This window comes from Achromobacter sp. FW305-C-13 (genome assembly GCF_058783475.1).
On record NZ_JBYSYN010000002.1, the window covers coordinates 136188 to 158680 of the forward strand.

The 22493-nt window shown below is 68.0% G+C and carries 20 protein-coding genes; 9 read left to right on the forward strand and 11 right to left on the reverse strand.

The annotated features are described in order from the left end of the window. Window positions 1-28: 28 nt before the first annotated feature. Window positions 29-1072 carry a nickel/cobalt transporter gene (locus AC3WMU_RS12145; protein ID WP_492282807.1) on the forward strand — a complete coding sequence of 348 codons (1044 nt, stop codon included), beginning with the start codon at window positions 29-31 and terminating at the stop codon, window positions 1070-1072. A 4-nt stretch (window positions 1073-1076) separates the two neighbouring features. Here the strand turns inward: AC3WMU_RS12145 and xerC are convergent, their stop codons facing one another. The 5 genes from xerC to AC3WMU_RS12170 form a co-directional block, all read right to left on the reverse strand. Continuing rightward, complete coding sequence (gene xerC / locus AC3WMU_RS12150) at window positions 1077-2012, reverse strand: tyrosine recombinase XerC (protein ID WP_035213140.1); 936 nt, start codon at window positions 2010-2012, stop codon at window positions 1077-1079. A 100-nt stretch (window positions 2013-2112) separates the two neighbouring features. Then, window positions 2113-2790, reverse strand: a complete 678-nt coding sequence (locus AC3WMU_RS12155; RefSeq protein ID WP_006224826.1) for a DUF484 family protein — start codon at window positions 2788-2790, stop codon at window positions 2113-2115. A 4-nt stretch (window positions 2791-2794) separates the two neighbouring features. Next, complete coding sequence (gene dapF / locus AC3WMU_RS12160; RefSeq protein WP_088588636.1) at window positions 2795-3706, reverse strand: diaminopimelate epimerase; 912 nt, start codon at window positions 3704-3706, stop codon at window positions 2795-2797. 31 nt (window positions 3707-3737) lie between these two features. Next, window positions 3738-4628 (reverse strand): lysophospholipid acyltransferase family protein, encoded by an 891-nt coding sequence (locus AC3WMU_RS12165; protein ID WP_492282405.1) that lies wholly within the window; start codon window positions 4626-4628, stop codon window positions 3738-3740. A gap of 44 nt (window positions 4629-4672) precedes the next feature. Further along, a complete protein-coding gene (locus AC3WMU_RS12170) occupies window positions 4673-5542 on the reverse strand; it encodes a lysophospholipid acyltransferase family protein (protein ID WP_006224823.1) in 870 nt (289 codons plus the stop codon). Window positions 5543-5829: 287 nt separating this feature from the next. Here AC3WMU_RS12170 and metK point away from each other — a divergent pair, with 287 nt between their 5' ends. Then, entirely contained in the window at window positions 5830-6993 is a 1164-nt protein-coding gene (gene metK / locus AC3WMU_RS12175; RefSeq protein WP_006224822.1) for a methionine adenosyltransferase, read from the forward strand. Between the two features lie 106 nt (window positions 6994-7099). Here the strand turns inward: metK and AC3WMU_RS12180 are convergent, their stop codons facing one another. Together AC3WMU_RS12180 and AC3WMU_RS12185 are read right to left on the reverse strand one after the other, a co-directional pair. After that, entirely contained in the window at window positions 7100-8530 is a 1431-nt protein-coding gene (locus AC3WMU_RS12180; RefSeq protein WP_492282406.1) for an amidase, read from the reverse strand. 72 nt (window positions 8531-8602) lie between these two features. After that, complete coding sequence (locus AC3WMU_RS12185) at window positions 8603-9922, reverse strand: MFS transporter (RefSeq protein ID WP_006224820.1); 1320 nt, start codon at window positions 9920-9922, stop codon at window positions 8603-8605. Window positions 9923-10004: 82 nt separating this feature from the next. Between AC3WMU_RS12185 and AC3WMU_RS12190 the strand changes: the two genes are divergently transcribed. Continuing rightward, a complete protein-coding gene (locus AC3WMU_RS12190) occupies window positions 10005-11009 on the forward strand; it encodes an Lrp/AsnC family transcriptional regulator (RefSeq protein WP_492282407.1) in 1005 nt (334 codons plus the stop codon). Window positions 11010-11049: 40 nt separating this feature from the next. Here the strand turns inward: AC3WMU_RS12190 and AC3WMU_RS12195 are convergent, their stop codons facing one another. From AC3WMU_RS12195 to AC3WMU_RS12205, 3 genes are read right to left on the reverse strand one after another with little or no spacing between them, the layout of a single operon-like run. Next, window positions 11050-13542, reverse strand: a complete 2493-nt coding sequence (locus AC3WMU_RS12195) for a branched-chain amino acid ABC transporter ATP-binding protein/permease (RefSeq protein ID WP_454678045.1) — start codon at window positions 13540-13542, stop codon at window positions 11050-11052. Continuing rightward, window positions 13542-14420 (reverse strand): branched-chain amino acid ABC transporter permease, encoded by an 879-nt coding sequence (locus AC3WMU_RS12200; RefSeq protein WP_035213091.1) that lies wholly within the window; start codon window positions 14418-14420, stop codon window positions 13542-13544. The genes AC3WMU_RS12195 and AC3WMU_RS12200 overlap by 1 nt, the downstream gene beginning before the upstream one ends. Window positions 14421-14446: 26 nt before the next feature. Further along, window positions 14447-15637 (reverse strand): ABC transporter substrate-binding protein, encoded by a 1191-nt coding sequence (locus tag AC3WMU_RS12205; protein WP_088588643.1) that lies wholly within the window; start codon window positions 15635-15637, stop codon window positions 14447-14449. A 229-nt stretch (window positions 15638-15866) separates the two neighbouring features. Between AC3WMU_RS12205 and AC3WMU_RS12210 the strand changes: the two genes are divergently transcribed. The 3 genes from AC3WMU_RS12210 to AC3WMU_RS12220 are packed head-to-tail and all read left to right on the forward strand — an operon-like array spanning window position 15867 to window position 18289. Next, window positions 15867-16820: a polysaccharide deacetylase family protein gene (locus tag AC3WMU_RS12210; protein ID WP_280028438.1), complete on the forward strand. Its 954-nt coding sequence runs from the start codon at window positions 15867-15869 to the stop codon at window positions 16818-16820. A 49-nt stretch (window positions 16821-16869) separates the two neighbouring features. Beyond that, window positions 16870-17646, forward strand: coding sequence for a GntR family transcriptional regulator (locus AC3WMU_RS12215; protein ID WP_280028440.1), 777 nt, complete (start codon window positions 16870-16872; stop codon window positions 17644-17646). A gap of 1 nt (window position 17647) precedes the next feature. Continuing rightward, a complete protein-coding gene (locus AC3WMU_RS12220) occupies window positions 17648-18289 on the forward strand; it encodes a flavin reductase family protein (RefSeq protein ID WP_006224813.1) in 642 nt (213 codons plus the stop codon). Between the two features lie 12 nt (window positions 18290-18301). On the opposite strand, the gene AC3WMU_RS12225 is transcribed toward AC3WMU_RS12220, so the two are convergent. Continuing rightward, on the reverse strand, window positions 18302-19225 hold the full coding sequence (locus AC3WMU_RS12225) for a LysR family transcriptional regulator (RefSeq protein ID WP_006224812.1): 924 nt from the start codon (window positions 19223-19225) through the stop codon (window positions 18302-18304). 138 nt (window positions 19226-19363) lie between these two features. On the opposite strand from AC3WMU_RS12225, the gene AC3WMU_RS12230 reads away from it, so the two are divergent. Genes AC3WMU_RS12230 through leuD form a run of 3 tightly spaced genes read left to right on the forward strand, consistent with a single transcriptional unit; the run spans window position 19364 to window position 22476 of the window. Next, window positions 19364-20347: a tripartite tricarboxylate transporter substrate binding protein gene (locus AC3WMU_RS12230; protein WP_006224811.1), complete on the forward strand. Its 984-nt coding sequence runs from the start codon at window positions 19364-19366 to the stop codon at window positions 20345-20347. Window positions 20348-20401: 54 nt separating this feature from the next. Next, the gene (gene leuC / locus AC3WMU_RS12235; RefSeq protein WP_492282408.1) at window positions 20402-21823 is read left to right on the forward strand and encodes a 3-isopropylmalate dehydratase large subunit; all 1422 of its coding nucleotides are present in this window, start codon (window positions 20402-20404) and stop codon (window positions 21821-21823) included. Beyond that, window positions 21820-22476 carry a 3-isopropylmalate dehydratase small subunit gene (gene leuD / locus AC3WMU_RS12240; RefSeq protein ID WP_006224809.1) on the forward strand — a complete coding sequence of 219 codons (657 nt, stop codon included), beginning with the start codon at window positions 21820-21822 and terminating at the stop codon, window positions 22474-22476. The genes leuC and leuD overlap by 4 nt, the downstream gene beginning before the upstream one ends. Window positions 22477-22493 lie beyond the last annotated feature (17 nt).

A 22493-nucleotide genomic window follows, 5' to 3' on the forward strand; every position in this document is an offset into this window, starting at 1 on the left:
GATCGCCGCGCTGCGGTTCGCGGTGGCTATGGTGCTGCTGGGGGGCATGGGCGCGGCCGTCGCGCAGGGTGCACATCCCTTTGGCGTGCCGGAAAGCGGTTCGGGGTTGGCCGGGCCGGGATGGCTGGCCAGCTTCTTTGGGCAGGTGTCGGTCTGGCAAAGCCATTTCTACCGTCAGCTGACGGGCGCAGTGCGGGCCTGGCAGGCGGAAGGCGGCGCGGCCTGGGCGCTGATCGGCCTGTCTTTCGCCTATGGCGTGTTCCACGCCTTGGGGCCCGGGCATGGCAAGGCGGTGATCTCTTCCTATGTGCTGGCCAACCGGCAGACGGCGCGCAACGGCGCGCTGCTGGCGCTGGCTTCCGCGTTGATCCAGGCGTTGGTTGCGATTGCGATGGTGGCGGTGCTGGCGTTGGTGTTCAACGCCACCGCGGCGACGATGAACCAGGCGACGCGTTGGCTGGAGCTGGCGTCCTATGCACTGGTGACGCTGCTGGGCGCATGGCTGGTCTGGGTGAAGGCGATCCGGCCGTTGCTGCGGCGCCGGGCAGGCCAAGAAGTCGCGCCGGCGCCGGCCGTCGCTGCGCCTTTGCCTGCCGCACCCGCGCTGAAGGGCGCTGCCGCATTGCGGGCGATTGCCGTGCATGCGCCCACCGCGCCGGCGCCTGCACATCACCATCACCACGATGACGACTGCGGTTGTGGCCACGCGCACGTGCCGGCGCCTGATCAGGTTGCGGGCCCGTTGAACTGGCGTCGCGCGGGATCGGCGGTATTGGCGGTGGGATTGCGGCCGTGCAGCGGCGCGTTGATCGTGCTGGTGTTCGCCTTGTCGCAAGGCTTCTTCCTGGCCGGCGTGGCGTCGGCCCTGGCGATGGGCTTGGGCACGGGCCTGACCGTCGCGGCGCTGGCCTGCCTGGCAGTGGCGGCCGGCAGCGCCGCAACGCGTATCGGCCACCGCCTGTCCAGCACGGGCGCGGCGCGCTTGCGCTACGGCGTGGAAGCGTTGGCGGCGTTGGTGGTGCTGTTGCTAGGCGTCATGCTGCTGGGCGGCATGGTGGCGGCAGGCGGTTAGGTCTTCAGGATTTGCGGCCGGCGCGCGGGTGCGCCTGGTCGTAAGCTTTGGCCAGATGCTGGAAATCCAGCCGGGTATAGACCTGGGTCGTGGAGATGTTGGCGTGGCCCAGCATTTCTTGCACGGCCCGCAGGTCCTGCGCCGATTGCAGCACGTGGCTGGCGAAACTGTGGCGCAGTACGTGCGGATGCACATGCGTGGGCAGGCCGGCGTCTTGCGCGATGCGCGCCAGTTGCAGCTGCACGACGCGGGGCGAAATACGTTTGCCGCGGGCACCCAGGAACAGGGCCGCGGCGTCTTCCGGCTGGGGGGCGGGCGGCGCCAGTTGGGCCCGCACGTCGATCCACTTCTGCAGCGCCGCCACGGCGGCCTGCCCGACCGGCACCGAGCGGCGCTTGCCGCCCTTGCCCAGCACTTCGACTTCGGCTTCGTCCAGTTTCAGCCAGCCGCGGGATTCATAGTCGGCCGAGCGCGTGTAGCGCAGATCCAGCCCCACCAGTTCAGACAGCCGCAGGCCGCTGGAATACAGCAGTTCAAGCATGGCCTGGTCGCGCAGCGCGGCGGGCTCGTTCGCGACCTTGGCCGGCGCACGGTCCAGCAGCGCCTGCGTCTGTTCCACCGACAAGGCCTTGGGCAAGCCGCGCGGCGCCTTGGGGGCGCGCACGCCGGCCACGGGGTTGCCGGCCAGTTCGATCGACGGCGCCCACCATTGATAGAAGCCGCGCCAGGCCGCCAGCGTGCGTGCCAGGCTGCGCGGGCCGCGGCCCTGGGCATGCAGGCGCGCGACGAACTGGCGGATGTGGCCGTTGGCGATCTTGTCCAGCGGCAGACGGGCCTTTTCGGCGAGTTCGCGCAGGAAGTGCAGTTCGCGCCGATAGCCGTCGAGCGTGTGGGGAGAATAGCGGCGGTTGGTTTCCAGATGACGCACCCAGGCGTCCATCGGATCGGGCAAGGCTTGCCCGCCCGCTACAGGCGGCGGGGAGTCGGGCGGGGGCGCGTCGCGCGTGGTGGAATTCATGTCCGCCCGCCCTGGCGTTGTCTTACGCCTTCGGCGACGCCGGATTCAGGCGATGCAGCGCCGCCGAAGCCAGTTGGCCGATGGATTCGAGGAATGCCGTGCCCATTTCCGGGGTGAAGCGCTCGGGGTCGTCGGAGCCCAACACCAGCAGGCCGACAGCGGCGCCGTCGGCTTCCAGGCGCAGGGGCACCAGCGCCAGCGATTTCGGCGTGCTGTCCAGCCAACCCGCGGCTTCGAACGCGGTATCGGTGCCGCAATACGGCGTCTTCAGGCTGTCGGTAAACGTGCGCACGTCTTGCGAGACGGGTTCGCCGTAACCGGTGGCGGGCAGCTCGGACAGGTTCCACAGGCGTAGCGCCACGTGGTTGAGTTCGAACTGTTCAGCCAGCCCCAGGGCGATTTCGCCGGGTACGCGCTGGGCGTCGTTTTCAGACAGCAGGCGGCTGCACCATTTGGCCACATGCGTGCCGATGCTTTCGTTGGCGGTGGCGTTGCGCACCAGCTCGTTCAAGCGCCATTCCAGTTCGCGATTGCGTTCGCGCAGCGTGAGGATCTGGCGTTCGCCCAGCGAAATCGCGCGCGAGCCGTGCGGATGGGGCACCTGCATGGTGGCGAAGACGTCAGCGTGCTCGTCGAAGAAGCCGGGGTGTTCTTGCAGGAAAGCGGCGATGTCCTGGGCGGTGAATGCGGTATCAGTCATAGGGTCAGCGGTTCAGCGCCATGGAGAAGACGAGCTTGTCGATGTCGACCTGCCCCGTGAAGACGGACTCGGCCGGGCCGGTCATGCGCAGCTGTTCGCCGTTCCAGGCAATAGTGAGCACGCCGCCGCGCGTTTGCACGCGCACGGGCGATTCCAGCAGGCCGCGGCGGATGCCGGCCGCGACGGCCGCGCAGGCGCCGGTGCCGCAGGCGAGGGTTTCGCCCGCCCCGCGTTCAAACACGCGCAGGCGGATGTTGTGGCGGTCCACCACTTGCATGAAGCCCGCGTTGACCCGGCGCGCGAAGCGCGGATGGGTTTCGATCAGCGGGCCCTGCACGGCGACGGGCGCGGTGTCGACGTTGTCGACCACTTGCACGGCATGGGGATTGGAAATGGCCACGGCCGACAGCAGCACCTTGGCGGGCACGCCGGCGGGCGCGTCCAGTTCCAGTTCCCAGAGCGTGTCTTCGCCTTGGCGTTGCGAGGCGAGGCCGGCGGTGTCAAACGGCAGCGCGGCGGGATCGAAACGGGTGCTGCCCATTTCAACCGTGACCTGTTCGTCGTCGCCTTCGTCCAGGACGAGGATGCCGGTGGCGATTTCGGCGCGCAGCGGATTGCGGTCGGACAGGCCTTGCTCGTGCACGAAGCGTACGAAGCAGCGGGCGCCATTGCCGCAGTGTTCGACTTCGCTACCGTCGGAATTGAAAATGCGATAGCGGAAATCGGCGTCCGGTCGGGTGGCGCGTTCGACCAGAAGGATCTGGTCGGCGCCGATGCCGAAGTGCCGGTCGCCCAAGGCGCGCGCCCGTTCGGGCGTCATGTCGATGGTCTGGCGGACCCCGTCGAGCACGACGAAATCGTTGCCCGCGCCATGCATTTTGGTGAAGTTCCAGTTCATGCCTGGATTATCGCCCATTATTGGGGTGCGGGCAGCCCGCGCCGGGAGGTCAATAGACTTTCGGTTCGCCGGGGGGGCGGGTCTTGAAGCGCCGGTGCACCCAGTAGTACTGGCTGGGGCAGCGGCGCACCCAGGATTCCAGTTCGCGGTTCAGGCGGGCGGTGGCGGCTTCCAGCGAGTCTTCGCCCGGGAAGTCCTCCAGCGGCGGCAGCACGTCCACGTGATAGCGACCGGTCTGCGGGTTCCAGAAACCCACCACTGGCAGCACGGCCGCGTTCCACTTCTGGGCCAGCTGGGCGGTGGCCAGCAGCGTGGCGGCCGGCACGCCAAAAAAGGGCACCAACACCGAGCCCTGGCGGCCGAAATCCATGTCGGGCAGGTAATACACCGGGCGCGGGGCGCGCAGGTGGCGGATCAGGTCGCGCACGCCGTCTTTGCGGCTGACCAGGAAGACCTCGTTGAAGCGGGCGCGCCCGGCGGCCACGACCGCGTCGATGTGCGGGTCGCTCTGCGGGGTGTACATGGTGGCCGCGCTGGGCACTTCCATGGTCAGGCGCGTGGCGGCCGCGTCCAGCGCGATGAAGTGGGGCGCCAGCAGGATCACGGCACGGCCTTGGGCCGTCAGTGCGTTGATGCGGTCGGCGCCCGTTTGCGTGACCAGGTCCTTGACGGCCTCGGGCGTGCCGTACCAGAGCACGCCGCGGTCCACGATGGATTGCGCCAGCGCCCGGAAGTGATCAGCAACCCATTGTTCGCGCACGGACGCGGGCTGGTCAGGAAAGCACAGTTCCAGATTGCGGCGCACGATGTGGGCGCGGGACCGGGCCAGGCGGGGGGCCAGCCAACCCAGGACAGCGCCGATGCGCTGGCGCGTCGACGGCTTGATGCGGCCGAACCATTTCAGCAGGGTGACCAGCGTGCGCGTTTTCGATTCGTTCATGGGGTAGTGGGGGTAAGACCGGGCTACTTGGGACGGCGGGGCTTTCAGGGAGCGGCCGGGGGCGCCGTGCCAGCATCGGGCGCTGCCGGAGCGCCGCGCGGGGTCTTGTAGCGGTTGTAGCTCCAGAGGTATTGCTGGGGGCACCGCCGGATCAGCGTTTCCATCGCGGCGTTGATCAAGGCGGCTTGTGCCTGCGGGTCGGCAGGCAGCGGCTCCGGCACGCGCACATAGTGGATGCGCCAGCCACGGCCGTGGGGCAGGCGTTCGCCCGCGGTCAGGATGATCGGCACATTGGTTTGCGTGGCCAGTTTGCTGGGCAGGGTCATCGTGTAGGCCAGGCGGCCGAAAAACGGGACCCACACGCCGTCGCCTACGCTGGGCGCCTGGTCCGGCAGCATGCCGACGGATTCGCCGCGGCGCAGGGCGCGCACGAACTCGCGCACGCCTTGCATGGTGGCCGGTACCGCGTTGACGTCCGAGCTGTTGCGCGCCGTTTCCAGCAGCGGGGCCAGGATGTCCTTGCGCGGGGGGCGGAACATCACCGTCATCGGCATCTGGCGCGCCAGGTAGCGGGCGGTGATTTCAAAGCAGCCCAGGTGGGGCGTCAGGAACAGGATGCCGCGGTTTTCAGCGCGGGCGGCCGTGACGACGTCGTTGTCGTCAGACACTACCTGCGCCAGGCTTTGCTCATTCTTGAACCAGACCCGGGGGTTCTCCAGGATCATGGCGCCGGTCTCGGCGGCGGCCTGGCGGGCGAACGCCGCGCCAGGGTAGCCGGCCTGGGCCGCGTTGGCCTGGAGCCGGCGGCGGTACTTGCCGGGCCAGGCGTAGACCGCAAGCCCCGCCAGGCGCCCGATGGCGTGCGCGACGGGTAGCGGCAAGGCGGCGAAGAGTCTGAACAGGGCAAGCAGCATTCGGTAAATGGAGAAGGGCGGGCACGGTCATGCCGGGGGATGCCGGGTTTCCGGGAATATGTTTACACCCCGGGCGTAAGCATAAGAACGGCATTTTCGCTTAAAATGGGCTCAGTCGCCGAGTTAACCGACAACTTGCGGGGCGACGGCAAGGGTGCGGCGCCATGCGCGGCCTTTGCTGAATCCGCTAAAGCGTCGCGCCCAGATTAGCGTATGCCATGCAGTCCGGGGTGCAACGCGCCTCGTGAACCTATGCGCCGGCCAAGCCGGACACTAAGGACGCATCTGTGGCCAATAACGATTTTCTCTTCACCTCCGAATCCGTCTCTGAAGGGCATCCCGACAAGGTTGCCGACCAGATTTCCGATTCCATCCTGGACGCCATCTTCACGCAGGACCCCAACGCGCGTGTCGCAGCCGAAACGCTGTGCAACACGGGCCTGGTCGTTCTGGCCGGTGAAATCACCACCACCGCCAACGTCGACTACATCCAGGTCGCGCGGGATACCATCCGCCGCATCGGGTACGACAACACCGAGTACGGGATCGACTACAAGGGCTGCGCCGTGCTGGTTGCTTACGACAAGCAATCGCCCGACATCGCCCAAGGCGTGGACCGCAGCTCGGAAGACTATCTGAACCAGGGCGCGGGCGACCAAGGCCTGATGTTCGGCTACGCGTGCGATGAAACGCCGGACCTGATGCCGGCCCCGATCTGGTACGCGCACCGCCTGGTGCAGCGCCAGAGCGAACTGCGCAAGGATGGCCGCCTGCCGTGGCTGCGTCCGGACGCCAAGTCGCAAGTGACCTTCCGCTATGTCGACGGCCGCCCGGCGGAAGTCGATACCGTGGTGCTCTCGACCCAGCACGCCCCGGAAGTCACGCAAGAGACCATCCGCGAAGCCGTCATTGAAGACATCATCAAGCCGAGCTTCCCCGAAGGCCTGATCACCCCGAATACGAAGTTCCTGGTCAACCCGACTGGCCGCTTCGTCATCGGCGGCCCGCAAGGCGATTGCGGCCTGACCGGCCGCAAGATCATCGTCGACACCTACGGCGGCGCATGCCCGCACGGCGGCGGCGCGTTCTCGGGCAAGGATCCGTCCAAGGTCGACCGTTCGGCCGCCTACGCCGCGCGCTACGTGGCCAAGAACATTGTGGCCGCCGGCCTGGCGCGCCAGTGCCAGGTGCAGGTCAGCTACGCCATCGGCGTGGCCGAGCCGATCAACATCACCGTCTACACCGAAGGCACCGGCGTCATCCCCGACCACGAGATCGCCAAGCTGGTTCGCGAGCACTTCGACCTGCGTCCGAAGGGCATCGTGAACATGCTGGACCTGCTGCGTCCGATCTACGCGAAGACCGCCGCCTACGGCCACTTCGGCCGTTCGGAACCGGAATTCTCGTGGGAAGCCACGGACAAGGTTCAGGACCTGAAGAAAGCGCTGTAAGCCGGTTCTTCAAAGAAAAAGCCCCTGCGGAAGGTTCGCAGGGGCTTTTTTTCGTCTTGCACCCCGCCCGGGCTACGCCGGGTGGGACGGCTTTCGCGTGACGCGCCTACAGCCCCCAGGCCGACAGGTCCGGCACGCGCGGCGCGGGCAGCAGCACGGGTTCCAGCGCGGCGGCGCAGTCCAGCAGGGCGGCGTCGCAACCGGCGGGGGCCAGCAGCTGGACGGCGATGGGCATGCCTTCGTTGTCGAAGCCCGCCGGCAGCGAGATCGCGGCCGCGCCCAGGAAGTTGGCGGGGCGCAGCAGCTTGCCCAGTCCGACGTGGCGGACGTCTTCGGCGTCCAGCGCTTGCGCGCCCTGGTCGCAGGCGGGCATCAGCAGGGCGTCGACGCCCTGCATGGCGCTGGCGAACGCGGCCATGTCGGCTTGGCGGCGGCGCAGTGCGGCGTCGTAGTCGGCCCGCGATATCCGGCCGCCTGCCGCGATGCGCGCACGCACGATGTCCCACAAGGGCGCTGCGGGGTTCTCGGCCAGCGCGCCATAGTAGCGATAGGCCTCGTAGGCCAGCACCACCGAGTTGTCGTCCGCCATGCGCGCAAACGACAGCGAGGCGGGCGGGTGCCAGGCGGTGGGGGTGAGGCCGGCTTGCTCCAGGCGCGCTTGCGCCTGATGCCAGACCTGCAGCCCGGCTTCGGTCAGCGACGCGGGCCAGGCCTGGGGGGCCAGCACGGCGACTGCGCCTGGCCGGCGCGGGGCAGGGTGGCGCAGCGCGGTGAAGCAGGCGGCGGGTAACGCCAGGGTCGTGGCGTCGTCCACATCAGGGCCGGCCAGCAGTTGCGTCAGCAGACGAGCGTCCGCCACGTTGCGGGCCAAGGGGCCCAGCACGTCCAGCGTGTCTGACAGGGGCAGGCAGCCGGCCCGGCTGATCACGCCGGTCGACGGCTTGTAGCCCACCACGCCGTTCAATGCTGCCGGGGCGCGCACGGAGCCGCCCGTGTCGCCGCCCAGCGCGATCGGCGCCAGCCCGGCCGCCACCGCCACGCCCGATCCGCTCGAGGACCCACCCGGCGCACGCGCGACGCGGGCGTCCCACGGATTGCGCGCCGTGCCCTGGGTCGGGTTCTGGCCCGACAGCCCGAACGCGAATTCGGTCATGCGCGTCTTGCCCAGGATCACCATGCCTTGCGCGGCCAACGCGCGCACGGCGGCCGAGGTCTCTCCGCTGATGACGCCGCGGCGGGTCTGCGAGCCGCCGGTGGCTGGCGTGCCTTGCCACTGGATGCTGTCCTTTACCGCCACCGGCACGCCGTGTAGCGGGCCCATGAGAATGCCGGCGTCTTGCAGGCGGTCCGCCGCGTCGGCCTGCGCCAGGGCGCGTTCGGCCGTGACTTCGCTATAGGCCGCAAGCGCCGGGGCGCGTTCGATGCGGTCCAGGAAGTGCGTGGTGACCTGGCGCGAGCTCAGCTCGCGTTGGCGGATGGCGCGGGCAAGTTCGCGGGCGTCTCGGAAATGCAGGTCGGTGTGGTCTTGTTCTGGCATGGGTCTCATGGAAAAAGAAAAAGCTTTCCGGCCCTTGCGGAGCCGGAAAGCGTTTACACGGGTGCCTGGCCGCTACTTCAGCGTCTGGCCCTTGGTCTCGGGCATGCGGATGAAGGTGATCAGCGTGATCACGGCGCCTGCCAGCACGTAGTAGAAGAACCAGCGCTCCATGCCCTTGCTTTGCAGCCAGGTCAGCAGGTAGGGAGTGGTGCCGCCCAGCAGCGCGACAACCAGGTTGTAGGGTGTGCCGATGCCGACGGCGCGCACGCTGGTGGGGAACTGCTCGGACATGATGGCCGGGGCGATCGCCGTGTACATGGCATACAGCACCAGGCCGAACAGCTCCACTGCCAGAATCGAACCGAAGGACGGGCCCAGCGTCGTCATCAACGGGTAGAAGAACACGAGGTAGCCGGCGGCGAAGAAGATCAGCTGCGGCTTGCGGCCGATGCGGTCGGACAGGATGCCGAACAGCGGCTGGACCAGCATGAACACGATCAGCGCGACGGTGTTGGCGGCGAACGCGGTCTTCGGGTCGGCGCCCACCTGGCGGATGGCGTAGGTGGGGACGTAGGCCACGAAGATGTAGAACGCGAAGGTCGTCAGGATGGAAAAGCCCACGATGCGCAGCACTTCGCGCGGGTGGTCACGCAGCAGCGTGCGCAACGGCTGCTTTTCGACGCCGGCCTTCTTGGCGTGCGAGAAGGCTTCGGTTTCCGGGATGGCGCGGCGAATCCACATGCCGGCCAGGCCGCCCAGGGCGCCCAGCAGGAAGGGAATGCGCCAGCCCCACGACGCCATGTCCGCTTTGGTCAGCGTCGAGGTCAGGATCCAGCCCACGGCGGAGGCGGCCAGGATGCCGACGGCGGCGCTGAAGAAGACGAAGCTGGAATAGAAGCCGCGCTTTTCCGGCGGGGCCATTTCCGCCAGGAAGGTCGTGGCCGAGGCATACTCTCCGCCCAGCGACAGGCCTTGCAGCAGGCGGGCGCCGGTCAGCAGCAGCGGGGCGGCAATGCCGATCGTGGCGTAGGTGGGGGTGATGGCGATGATGAGCGAGCCGCCCGCCATCATCAGGATCGTCAGGCCGAGCGCGGCCTTGCGGCCGTAGCGATCGGAGAAGATGCCCAGGACCCAGCCGCCCACCGGACGCATGAAGAAGCCCACGGCGAAGATGCCGAAGGTGGCCAGGAGCGCGGTGGTTTCATTTCCAGGCGGGAAGAACTGGCTGGAGAAGAAGATGGCGAAGGAGGCGTAGATGGTCCAATCGAACCATTCGACTGCATTGCCTACACTACCGGCCAGGATGGTGCGGGCGCGGGATACGGGCGCTGCGCTGGCTGATGCGGCGCTTGCTCCTTGCTTGCTGCGCAAGGTCGCGGATGGGCTGCTCATGACGTCCTCAAAATAAGAATTTATTTTTGGTCAAAAAGACCGTTTAATTTTGTGTTTTTATCAATGCGCGAACGTTAGATTAATGGATATGGTCACGTCAAGTAAGGGTAAGTCCCTAATGCCAGCGCTCGATGACACCGATCTGGCCTGCCTGATTGCCTTGCAGTCGGATCCCCGCGCGTCCTGGCGCGAACTGGGTGCGGCCACCGGCATCGCCGAGCGGACCGTCGCGCGCCGCATCCGCCGCCTGATGGACGCCGACGCGCTGCGGGTCATCGCCGAGCCCGACCCGCTGGCCATGGGCCAGGGGGTGGTGCTGCACGCCTGGGTGCGCTGCCGGTCGGGCCGCGTGCCGGACGTGGCCGAGCAGCTGGCGCGGCTGGACATCAGCCAGTTGGTGGTCACCCTGGCCGGTACCGCGGACCTGATGGCCGAACTGACGCTGGCGGATGCTGCCGACATGCCGGATGTGGTCACGCGCGTGCTGCCCTCCATCGACGGCGTCGAGCACGTGGAGGCGCGGCTGGTGCTGCGCCCGTTCCGCCGCGCCGGGCAATGGCGCATCCAGGCCCAGCCGGACGCTGCCCCGGAAGCGCCGCAGGCGCAGCCACCGGCTGCGCTGACGGAACCCGAACAACGCATGGTCGCCCATCTGATGCGCGACGGGCGGGCAAGCCTGGCCGAACTGGCCGAGCACGCCAGCGTCAGCGAACCCACGGCGCAGCGTCTGCTGCAGCATCTGGTCGAGCGGCGCGCGCTGAGTTTCCGCGTGGAAGTGGAGCCGGCCTTGGTGGGGTTTCCGGTAGAGGCCGTGATTTCGGTGCAGGTGCGCCCACAAGCGGTGGACGCGTTGGCCGCGCATCTGGCGCTGGATCCGAACACGCGCTGCCTGTTCGGCACCAGCGGCGCGTCGCAGCTGTTCTGGCACGTGCTGTGCCGCGACAGCCTGCATCTGTGGGACGTCGTGACGCGCCGGCTGGGGGAACTGGACGGCGTGCTCAATAGTGAAGTCGGCGTGGTGATGCGCGCACACAAGCGCTGCGGCATCGTGCGCGCCGGCGCGCGGCTGGAGGCGGACGCCGAATAACGTCCGCCGGCCAGGGGCGCGCAGCCGGGACTTCGCGCCGCTACGCGCCCAGGTAGGCGCGGGCCAGTGCCCCGTCCTCTGCAATTTCCGCGGCCGTGCCTTGCGCGGCGACGCGGCCCGACTCCAGCACATAGGCGCGGTCTGCCAGCGATAGCGCCAGCGCGGCCATCTGATCCACCAGCAGGATCGTCATGGACTCGGCGCGCAGCCGGTCCAGCGCATCGAACAGTTCGTCGATGATCTTGGGCGCCAGGCCCAGCGACGGTTCGTCCAGCAGCAGGATGACGGGCTTGGACATCAGGCCGCGCGCAATCGCCAACATCTGCTGTTCGCCGCCGGACAAGAGGCCGGCGCGTTGATGCAGGCGTTCGCGCAGGCGCGGGAAGCGCGTCAGCATCTCTTCGACGCGCGCCTCGCGGTCTTGCGGGTGAAGGAAAGCGCCCAGCCGGATGTTGTCCAGCACGCTCAGGCCCGGAAAGACCTGGCGGCCTTCGGGCACCAGCACCAGGCCGCGTGCCACGATGCGATCGGCCGCCAGGCCGTTGAGTTCTTGCCCCTGCAGATGCATGCCGCCTTGCGCCGGCCGGTGCAGTCCGGCCAGCGTGCGCATCAACGTCGATTTGCCCGCGCCGTTGGCGCCCAGCAGGGCCACCATCTCGCCCTGCCGCACTTGCAGGTCAATGCCGTGCAGTACGGGGTTGGCGCCGTAGCCGGTGACCAGATTGCCCACGCCCAGGACTTCCGGCGCGATGGGGGCGCCTGCGGGGCGTTGCCGCGCGGCGGGCGCGCGACGGGCGGCTTCGTCGCCCAGATAGGCCTGCCGTACGGCGGACGATTGCTGGATCTGGGCAGGATTGCCCTGCGCCAGTTCGCGGCCGGCGTCGATGGCGACGATGTGGTCCGACACCCCCATCACCAGCGCCATGTCGTGTTCGACGAGCAGCACGCCCGCGCCGGCCTCGGCGATGCGCCGCAGCAGGCCGGCCAACCGCGTCTTGTCTTCGCGCGACAGGCCCGCAGCGGGTTCATCCATCAGCAGAATGTCGGCATCGGTAGCCAGCGCGCGGGCGATCTCCACCAGGCGCCGGTCAACGTGCGGCAGGTCGGCGGCGGGCACGTCCAACGCGCCCTCGTAGCCGCAAAACGCCAGCAGGGCGCGTGCCCGTTCGCGCACGTCGGGCGCCAGATATCGGCGCGACGCCAGCAGCCCGCCCAGCCGGCCGCGCACCATGCCCAGCGCCACGTTGTCTTCCACGCTCAGCGTGTCGAACAGTTGCGAGGTCTGATAGGTGCGGCCGATGCCGCTGCGCGCCACGCGGTAGGCGGGCATAGCGGTGAGCGGCGCGTCGCCCAGCGCGACCCCGCCACTGGTGGGCTGGTAGTAGCCGCTAAGCATGTTGATGACCGTGGACTTGCCCGCGCCGTTCGGCCCGATCAGCGCCGTGACGGCGGCCGGCGGCACGGTGAACGACACCGATTGCACGGCGCGCACGCCGCCGAACGTCATGGTCAACGCGTCTGCGCGCAGCACACGCCGGGGGCGGCCACCGGCAGGCATGGCGCCGCCCTGGCGGGGCGTCAGCGCGTGGCCCGCTGAATGGCGGCGCCAGCGCGACACCAACCCGGCCACGCCGTCCGGCGCAGCCCACAGCACCACCAGCAGGAAGACGCCGAAGAACAGCAGGCGGTATTCCTCCAGGCTGGACAGCATTTCCGGCAGCAGGCCGACGACGACCGCACCCAGCAAGGGTCCAGCGAGCGATCCCGCGCCACCCAGCGTCACCGCCAGCACGAACAGAATGGACTGCATGAAATTGAAGTTGTGCGGCGTGATCATGCCGGCTTGCGGCGCGTAGAGTCCGCCCGCCAGGCCTACCACCGCCGCCGACACCATGAAGGCCACGGCCTTGACCGCCAGCGGATTGATGCCGATGGATTCACTGGCCGTTTCACTGTCCTTGACCGCGCGCATCGCCGCACCCCAGGTACCGCGCGACAGCAGCGCGTAGGCCGCCAGCGCCACGAACACCGCCACGATGGCCAGCATGGCCACGCCGCGGTCCCCGCCGATGCCGGCAACGGACGGCTGCACGATTCCCATCAACCCGTTCTGGCCGCCAGTAACGTCGCCGCCTTCGATGAGCGCGTGCTCGACGATAAAACCGAAGGCGATGGTGATCATCGCCAGGTAGGGGCCCTTCACGCGCAGCGCGGGCAGCGCCAGCAGCAGCCCGAACGCGCCGGCCACAAGTGCCGCCGCCGGCCAGGCCAGCCAGAAGCTCCAGCCGGCCTGGCCGGTCAGGATGGCCACGGTATACGCGCCGATGGCGTAGAAGCCCGCATGGCCGAACGACATCTGCCCGGTCAGCCCCAGCAGCACGTTCAGCCCGATGCCGGCCAGCGCCAGCAGCGCCACGTTGCCCAGCACGAACACGTAATAGCCGTTGACGGTGGCCGCCAGGGCCAGGCCGGCCACGGCCAGCAGGGCGTAGAGCGCCAGCGGGAGCCAGCGCGATGCAAGTCGTTTATTCATCAGACCTTCCTGACATCGGCGCGTCCGAACAGTCCATTGGGACGCACGGCCAACATGACGATCACCAGCGTGAAGCTGATGATCTGGGTGTATCCGGAGCCCAGGGCCACGGTGATCAGCGCTTCGACCACACCGAACAGCAGTCCGGCGATCATCACGCCCCAGGCGCTGGTGATGCCGCCCAGAATCGCAACGACAAAGGCTTTCAGGCCGAATAGCGTGCCCATGTCGGCCTGCACGTTGAACAGCGGTGCGACCAGGGCGCCCGCCACGCCGGCGAACAGCGTGGACACGGCAAAGGCGGCCATGATGGCGCGGCGCACCGGGATGCCCATCAGCCGCGCGGCGCCGGGGTTCTGCACCACCGCCAGCAGCGCCACGCCCCAGCGAGTGCGGCGCGACAGGGTGTGCAGCGCCGCCGCCAGCACCAGGCCGACCAGCGGAATCAACAGCTGCAGCGGATAGATGCCAAGGCCCAGCCCGCCGATCTCCAGCGGCGCTTGCGCCAGCGGCGACGGCAGGCTGCGCGGCTCTTTGCCGAAGGTGAACATCACGACGTTGTCCAGCACGATGCCGAGCGCCACCGTGGACATCAACCAGGCGTTGGAGCCCCGGCTGGCGAACGGCCGCACGGCCAGCCGTTCGACCGCGAGACCGTACAGCGCACACAGCGCGAAGGCCGCCAGCAAGGCGGGCGCCAGCGGCCAGCCCAGCGTCTGCGCGAACGTATAGGTCAGCACGGCGCCCAGCATCATGGAGCTGCCCTGGGCGAAGTTCACCGTGCCCGACACGGCGTAGGTCAGGTAAAAGCCCAGGGCCATCAGTCCGTACATGCTTCCCAGACCCAGGCCGCTGACGATGGCGGACATCAACAACATGCGCGTCTCCCGCGTGAACGTGCCGTTTACTGGGCGCCCTTGACGGGCAGGATGCGGTTGTCGATGAACTGCGTCCACACGTAGTCGTTCTCGCGCAGCGCGTCGTGCGAGGCCGGCGTGAAGGGCTGTTCATAGGTCTTGATCAGGCCATCGTACTTGCCGATCTTGTAGAAGCCCTGGCGCACCGCGTCGCCGTCGGTCGAACCGGCTGCTGCGATGGCCAGCGCAGCCAGCTGCATGCCGTCATACGCGTTGGCCACGCCCACGGCAGGCGTGATGTCCTGCGGACCCTTGATATCGGAATACTTGGCCTTCAGCGCCTGCATCACCTTGTCGCCCACCGGCCCTTGCTTGCCGAAGAAGCTGTAGGTCTGCACGAAATGCACGTTCTTGGCATTGGGGCCGGCCAGCTCGGTGAAGCGGCCGCCCGCGGGGCCCCAGTGCGACACGATCGGCACTTTCCAGCCCATGCGGTCCAGCGATTTCACGACCTGCGCCGACGGGCCGACGTTGCCCACCAGGAACAGTGTGTCCGCGCCCTCGGCCTTCAGGCGGCTCAACTGGGGCACCACGTCCAGATCGTTGGGCTGGAATTTTTCGACGCCGGCGGGCGTGACCTTGGCCGCTGCCAGCGCGGCATTCAAGCCTTTCTCGTTGGATTCGCCCCAGGGATTGTTCACCAGGATCATGCCCGGCTTGGCGCTCTGGAACGTCTTTTGCGCGTACTGGACCATCGCGCTGTCCACGATCTCGTCCATGGCCGACACGCGGAACACGAAGTTCGGGTTGCCCTTGTTCTGCGTGATCGCCGTGCCGGCGGCCCACGGCCCCATGAAGGGGACCTTCTCCTGGTTCACGATGGGCACGATCGCCATGGAAACCGGCGTGTCCAGGCCGCCGAACAGCACGGCGACCTTTTCCTTGAAGATCAGTTCGCGCGCGGCCGCCATGCCCTTGGCGGGATTGCCTTCGTCGTCGCGCCGCACCAGCACGATCTGGCGGCCGCCCAGGAGGCCGCCCTTCGCATTGATCTCGTCGATGGCGATCGTCATGCCGCGCGTCAGGGCTTCGCCTGCGCGTGCCGACTCGCCGGACAGTGCCGTGATCAGGCCGATCTTGATGGGGTCGGCGGCAAGCGCCGGTTGCAGGGCGAGGCCGGCCGTGAAGAGGGCGGCGGCGGTGGCGCGAAGCAGAAAGGAACGGCGGGTCGGGACCATCGGGCACTCCTGGAAAAGTGGAACGGATCTTGCATGGGGTTAAGTGCTGCTTTGCTTCCCTATGCAAGATCCATGCCATCTGGTCCAAGTCGGTCGCCGGGGGCGGCGATCACCCCGCTACGAGAGGGATGCAGCGTCTTTGGCCGTGGTTTGTCCGCATCAGATTCAAATTTTGTGTCCAAAGGCTCACGGATTTTGTTAACAATCATGCATCAGGATTTGCACCAAAATGAATCCAACCTTGCTTTCAAGCACTAATCCGGGGCGCGGCGACGCGTCCGCGTGGACGCCCGCGCCGCTGGCCTGCCATGGCCGCTTCGCCTACCAGCCGATCACCGGGCGAGGGGACTATGCGTGGCCGAACGGGGCGCGGCTGGCCGTGTACCTGGGCTTCAACATCGAGCATTTCGCGTTCGGGGAAGGGCTGGGCGCGGAATTGGGACCGGCCTCGCCGCATCCCGACGTGCTCAACTACGCGTGGCGCGAATACGGCAACCGGGTGGGCGCGTGGCGTTGCCTGGAGCTGTTCGAGGAATTGCGCCTGCCCGCCGGCGTGCTGCTCAACACCGCGCTGTATGAGCATTGCCCCGAACTGATCGACGCCTTCCTGGCGCGCGGCGATGAACTGATCGGGCACGGCTACAGCAATGCGCACCGGCAGGGCGGCCTGCCCGAAGCCGAAGAAGGCGCGCTGCTGGCGCATTGCCGCGACCGCATCCGCCAGCACGCGGGCCACGCGCCGGCGGGCTGGCTGTCGCCGTGGATTTCGGAAAGCCGCGCCACGCCCGACCTGCTGGCCGAAGCGGGCTACCGCTATACGCTGAACTGGTGCCATGACGATCAACCCATGCGCATGCGGACCCGCGCGGGTGACCTGTGGGCGATTCCGTATCCGCAGGAGCTCAACGACATCCCGATGATCATGGGCCGCAAGATGGATGCGCGCGACTTTGCCGATATGATTCTTGACCAGTTCGAGGAAATGCGTACGCAGGCCGCACGCCAGCCGCTGGTGATGGGCATCGCGCTGCATCCGTATATCGTCGGGCAGCCGTACCGGCTGCGGCACTTGCGCCGGGCGCTGGCGCCGCTGGCCGCGGCCCGCGACCGGGGCGAGATCTGGTTCACCACGCCCGGCGAAATCTGCCGCCATGTGGACATCCTGCCGTCCGGCGCGCGCTGAGCTTCCTGCGTTCCTATCCCTTCTTCCGTCTGCCCATTCGAGTCCCGCAATGCCTACCCGTCCAACAGCCAAACCCCGCGCCAAGCCCGCGGCCCGCAGCAGGATCGCCGTCGAGCCCGCCGCGACGGATGCCGCCGGCAGTACCGAGGCGGTCCCGGACAGCGACATGGAGCGCCGCATCTGCGAAGCGGTGTATGAAAGCGTGATGAGCCAGCGGCTTACTCCCGGCACCAAACTGCCCGAGGCCGCCATCTGCGAGCTGTTCGGCGTGTCGCGCTCGGTGGCGCGCAAGGCCTTGCAGCGGCTGGCGCACGAACACGTGGTGGACCTGCATCACAACCGTGGCGCGGTGGTCGCCGAACCCACGCCCGAAGACACGCGCCAGATCTTCCAGGCGCGCCGCGCGCTGGAGGCGGCGCTGCTGCCCTTGGCCGTGGCCCGCGCCACCAAGGCCGACTACGCCTCGCTGCGCAAGCAGCTGCGCGACGAACACGCCCTGCTGCATCGGGCCGGCCAGCCCGCGTGGGCGCGCCAGGCCAGCGCGTTTCACGTGCGGCTAGGCGAACTGTCGGGCAACGCCATCCTGCACGGGTACCTGGCGGAACTGGTGTCGCGGTGCTCGCTCATCGTGGCGCTGTACGAACCGCCCGGCAACGCCGCCTGCGAACACGGCGAGCACGTGCTGATCGTCGACCTGATGGAACGCGGCGACGTGGCCGAGGCCGTGAAGATCAATGACAACCACCTGGCGGACCTGGAGCGGCGCATCAGCCTGGAGCGCCCGCAGCCCGCCCAAACCCTTGCCCAGATGCTGGGACTGGCCTGACATGGAAATCGATTTCGACGCAATCACCGAATACCAGCGCTACAAGCTGATGGCCAGCCTGATCGTGCCCCGGCCGATCGCGCTGATCACCACCCTGTCCGAGACCGGCGTGGTCAACGCGGCGCCCTTCAGCATGTTCAACATGCTGGGCGAGGACCCTCCCATCGTCATGGTCAGCATCAACCGCCTGGAAGACGGCGGCTTGAAGGACACGGCGCGCAACATTGCCCGCGACAAGGAATTCGTGGTGCACCTGACCGACGAGGCGATGGCCGAGAAGATGCACCGCTGCGGCGACCGCCTGCCGGCGGACGTCAGCGAGCTGGCCCACGCGGGGCTGGACGCCGCGCCCAGCCACCACGTCAAGCCGCCCCGCATCGTGCAGGCGCCCGTGGCCTTCGAATGCACGCTGTACGAAACGATGGAAACCGCCAGCCGGCAGATCTTCATCGGGCAGGTGCGCTGGCTGCACGCGCGCGACGGCCTGATCGACACGGAAACCTGGCGCGTGCGCCTGCAAGACTACTTTCCGGTGGGCCGCTTCGGCGCCAGCTTCTACGTCACCACGCGGGACCGCTACGCGATCGGCGCGGGCGATGCGCCGGCGGGCACGTCGGCCAGCACGGCCATCGACGAGATCTGAGCCGGTCGGCCCTCACCACACGGCGTCGTGCCCGCCCGGCGTGCGCAGATGCCGGGCGAAGCGCTGCGACAGGAACTCCACGAACGCAACGGTCTTGGCCGGCAGGTTCAGGCGTTCGGGGTACAGCGCATGGATGTCGGCGGGCGGCGTGCGCCAATCCGTCAACACCTCGCGCAGCCGGCCGGCGCGCAGGTAGGCCGCGGTCTCCCATTCGGACCGCATCACGATGCCGTGGCCGTCCAGCGCCCATTCCAGCGCGCTCTGGCCGTCATTGGAGCTGACCGGGCCGCGCACCTTCACGGTTTCAGCGCGCTGGCCGGATTCCAGCCGCCACGTACCGTAGGCCACGTCGTTTTCGCGCACCACGATGCAGCGATGGCGTTGCAGGTCGCCCGGCGTGCGCGGTTCGCCATAAGTATCCAGGTAACGCGGCGAGGCGCAGAGCAGCCGCCGATTGGACGCGATCTTGCGTGCGGTCAGCCGGGCGTCGGGCAGGTCGCCGAAACGCACCGCCACGTCGAAGCCTTCTTCGATCAGGTTCAGCGGCCGGTCCGTCAGCCGCATCAATACCTCCACGTCCGGATACTGGCGCGCGAAATCCGACACGGCCGGCACGATGTGGGCGCGCCCGAAACCGAACGTGGCGTTCAGCCGCAGCAGGCCCTGGGGTTGGGCGCGGGCGCTTGAGACCGACCGTTCCAGCGCCTCGAGGTCGGCCAAGATGCGGCCGCCCTCGGCCAGATACAGTTCGCCCTCTTGCGTGACGCTGACGCGGCGCGTGGTGCGGTTCAGCAGCCGGACGCCCAGCCGCTGCTCCAGCCGGGCCAGCCGGGCGCTGATGGCGGGCGGGGTCAACCCCAGTTCGCGCGCGGTGGCCGACAGGTTGCCGTGCTTGACCACCAGCGAAAAGAAGGCGAGATCGGAAAGAGCGTCCATGGGGGCCTCCAGCCGCTATTTATAAATCTAATTTAATAAAGATTTAGTTTGATCAGTAATTATAAGAATTAAACCGGCTTATACACTGGCCTTACCGATATAGAGCCGCAATGACGCGGCCAACCGAGGAGACCAGGAATGAAGATCAAACCCGTGGCCGGCGCCGTGTGCGCGGCCCTTGCCGCCGCATCCTGTTGGACCTTTCCGGCGGTGGCCGCCAATGCGTTTCCCGAACGCGCGGTGACGCTTGTCGTGCCGTTCGCGCCCGGCGGCAGCGTGGATATCGCCGCGCGGCTCATCTCGGACGCCTGGGGCCGTGCTCTCGGCCAGAGCGTGATCGTCGAGAACCGGGCCGGCGCGTCCGGCAACATCGGCATGGCGGCCGTGGCGCGCGCCCAGCCCAACGGCTACACGCTGGCGATCAACACCATGTCGCTGGCCATCAATCCCGCGCTGTTCAAGGACATGCCGTTCGACACGAAGCAGGACCTGCGGTCCGTGGGCACGGTGGGCACGTCCCAGCACGTGCTGACCGTCACCAACGCCTTGCCGGTCGCCAGCGTGAGCGAGCTGCTGGCCTATGTGCGCGCGCGGCCGGCCAATGACCTGAGCTTCGGTTCCGCCGGCACGGGCAGCACGTTCCACATGGCCGCGGAACTGTTCAAGTCCGTATCGAAGACGCAGATCCTGCATGTGCCGTACAAGGGCGGCGGACCGGCCATGGTGGACACCATCAGCGGCCAGGTGCAGATGAGCTTTCCGGTGCTGTCCGCGGCCAAGCCGCAAGTCGACGGCAAAAAGCTCCGCGCGCTGGGCGTGACCGGCACCACGCGGTCGCCGCTGTTGCCCGACGTGCCCACTATCGCGGAATCCGGCTTGCCCGGCTACGAGTTCAACACCTGGTTCGTCGTCAGTGCGCCGGCGGGCACGCCGCAGCCGGTGATCGATACCCTGAACGCCAAACTGGCCGAAGCGTTGCAGTCACCCGCGTTGAAAGAACGCATGCAGAAGGAAGGGTTCGATCCCCTGATCTCCACGCCGGCCAAGACGGACGACATGGTGGCCGCCGAGATGACGCGCTGGGCGGACATCGTGAAGGACGCCGGCATCCAGGCCAACTAGACCGCAAGATGCGCCCTCGCTCCGCCGCGGGCGCCGCAATCAAGGACGAAAGACATGCCCGGCATGACGCTGTATGACAAACTGGTGGCCAGCCATGAAGTGGCCCGCATCGACGACGAGCACATCCTGCTGTACGTCGACCTGCACATCATGAACGAATACACCAGCCCGCAAGCCTTCAGCGGCCTGGCCGCACGCGGGCGGGACGTGCTGCGTCCCGGCCAGCAGATGGCGGTGGTGGACCACATCATCCCCACGCACCCGGTGCCGGCGGCGTTGCGCGTGATCCCCGACGACGCCTCGTCGCGCCAGGCGCTGAACCTGAAGCGCAATTGCGACGCACAGTACATCGCGCTCTTCGACACCACCGACCCGCTGCAGGGCATCGAACACGTGATTGCGCCCGAGCACGGCATGATCCTGCCCGGCATGGTGGTGCTCTGCGGCGACAGCCACACCACCACCTATGGCGCCTTGGGCGCCTTGGGCTTTGGCATCGGCACGTCGGAAGTCGAGCACATCCTGGCCACGCAGACGCTGGTCTACCGCGTCGCGCGCAACATGCGCATCCGTGTCGACGGTGTACTGGGCGCGGGCGTGTCGGCCAAGGACCTGGTCATTTACGTGGTCCACCGCATCGGCGCCCAAGGCGCGCGCGGCCACGCGGTGGAGTTCTGCGGCACGGCGATCGACGCCCTGTCGGCCGAGGCCCGCATGACTTTGTGCAACATGACGGTAGAGGCCGGCGCGCGCGCCGCGCTGATCGCCCCGGACGCCGTGACCGACGCGTACGTCACCGCCCACGCGCCGCAACTGCGCGGCGAAACGCTAGCCGCCGCGCGCGCCTATTGGTCCACGCTGCGCAGCGACGACGACGCCGCCTTCCACGTGGAGCACGCGTTTGACGCCGCCGACATCGCGCCGTTCGTCACCTGGGGCACCAGCCCCGACCAGGCCATGCCGGTGACCGGCCGCGTGCCGGATCCGCAGGCCGAGCCCGACACGCTGGCCCGGCTGGCGCTGGAAAAGGCCATGGACTACATCGGCCTGGCGCCGGGCATGCCGATTGCCGGCGTGCCGATCGACCGCGTGTTCATCGGCTCGTGCACCAACGGCCGCATCGAAGACCTCCGCGTGGTCGCCGCGATGGTGCGTGGCCGGAAGGTCGCCGTCGGCGTGCGCGCGATGGTCGTGCCGGGTTCGGGCGCCGTGCGCGCGCAGGCGGAAGCCGAAGGACTGGCCGCGCAATTGATCGACGCCGGCTTCGAATGGCGCCAGCCGGGCTGTTCGATGTGCCTGGCCATGAACGACGACGTGCTGCGCCCCGGCGAGCGCTGCGCCTCCACCACCAACCGGAATTTCGAAGGGCGCCAGGGGCGGGCAGGGCGCACGCACCTGATGAGTCCGGCCATGGCGGCGGCAGCCGCGCTGGCCGGCCGCATCGTTGACGCCCGCGACTGGGAGCAAGCCAAATGAATCCGTTGATCGAAGGCATCGCCGCGCCGTTGCCGTTCTCCAATCTGGATACCGACCAGATCATGCCCAAGCAGTTCCTGCGTATCATCGACAAGGCGGGGCTGGACCGCGGCCTGTTGTATGACCTGCGCTTTGACGAGCATGGCGCGCCCCGTCCCGGCTTCGTGCTGAACCAGCAGGCCTACACGGGCGCGTCCGTGTTGGTGGCCGGCCCGAACTTCGGTTGCGGGTCCAGCCGTGAACATGCGGTGTGGGGCCTGCAGCAGTTCGGCATCCGCGCCGTGATCGCGCCGAGCTTTGGCGAGATCTTCTACTTCAATGCCGTCAACAACGGCCTGCTGCTGGTCAGCCTGCCGCCGGCCGAGGTCGACGCCTTGCTCGCACGGGTGTCCAATACGGATCTGGCCGGCGGCAACCGCGTGGCTGTCGACGTGATGGCAGGCCAGGTCCGCGCCGCCGACGGCTGGACGGCGAACTTCACCTTGCCCGAACGGCATCGCCGCATGTTCGCGCAAGGCCAGGACATGGTGGGTGCGTCGCTGGCCCAGTTGCCCGAGGTGGAACGCTTCGAAGCCGCCCACTGGGCGCGCCATCCCTGGATGAAGGACGTGGCGCGCACGGTGCGCGACCGCCTGGACGCCGGGCACGAGTAAACGCAACAGGAGGCAGT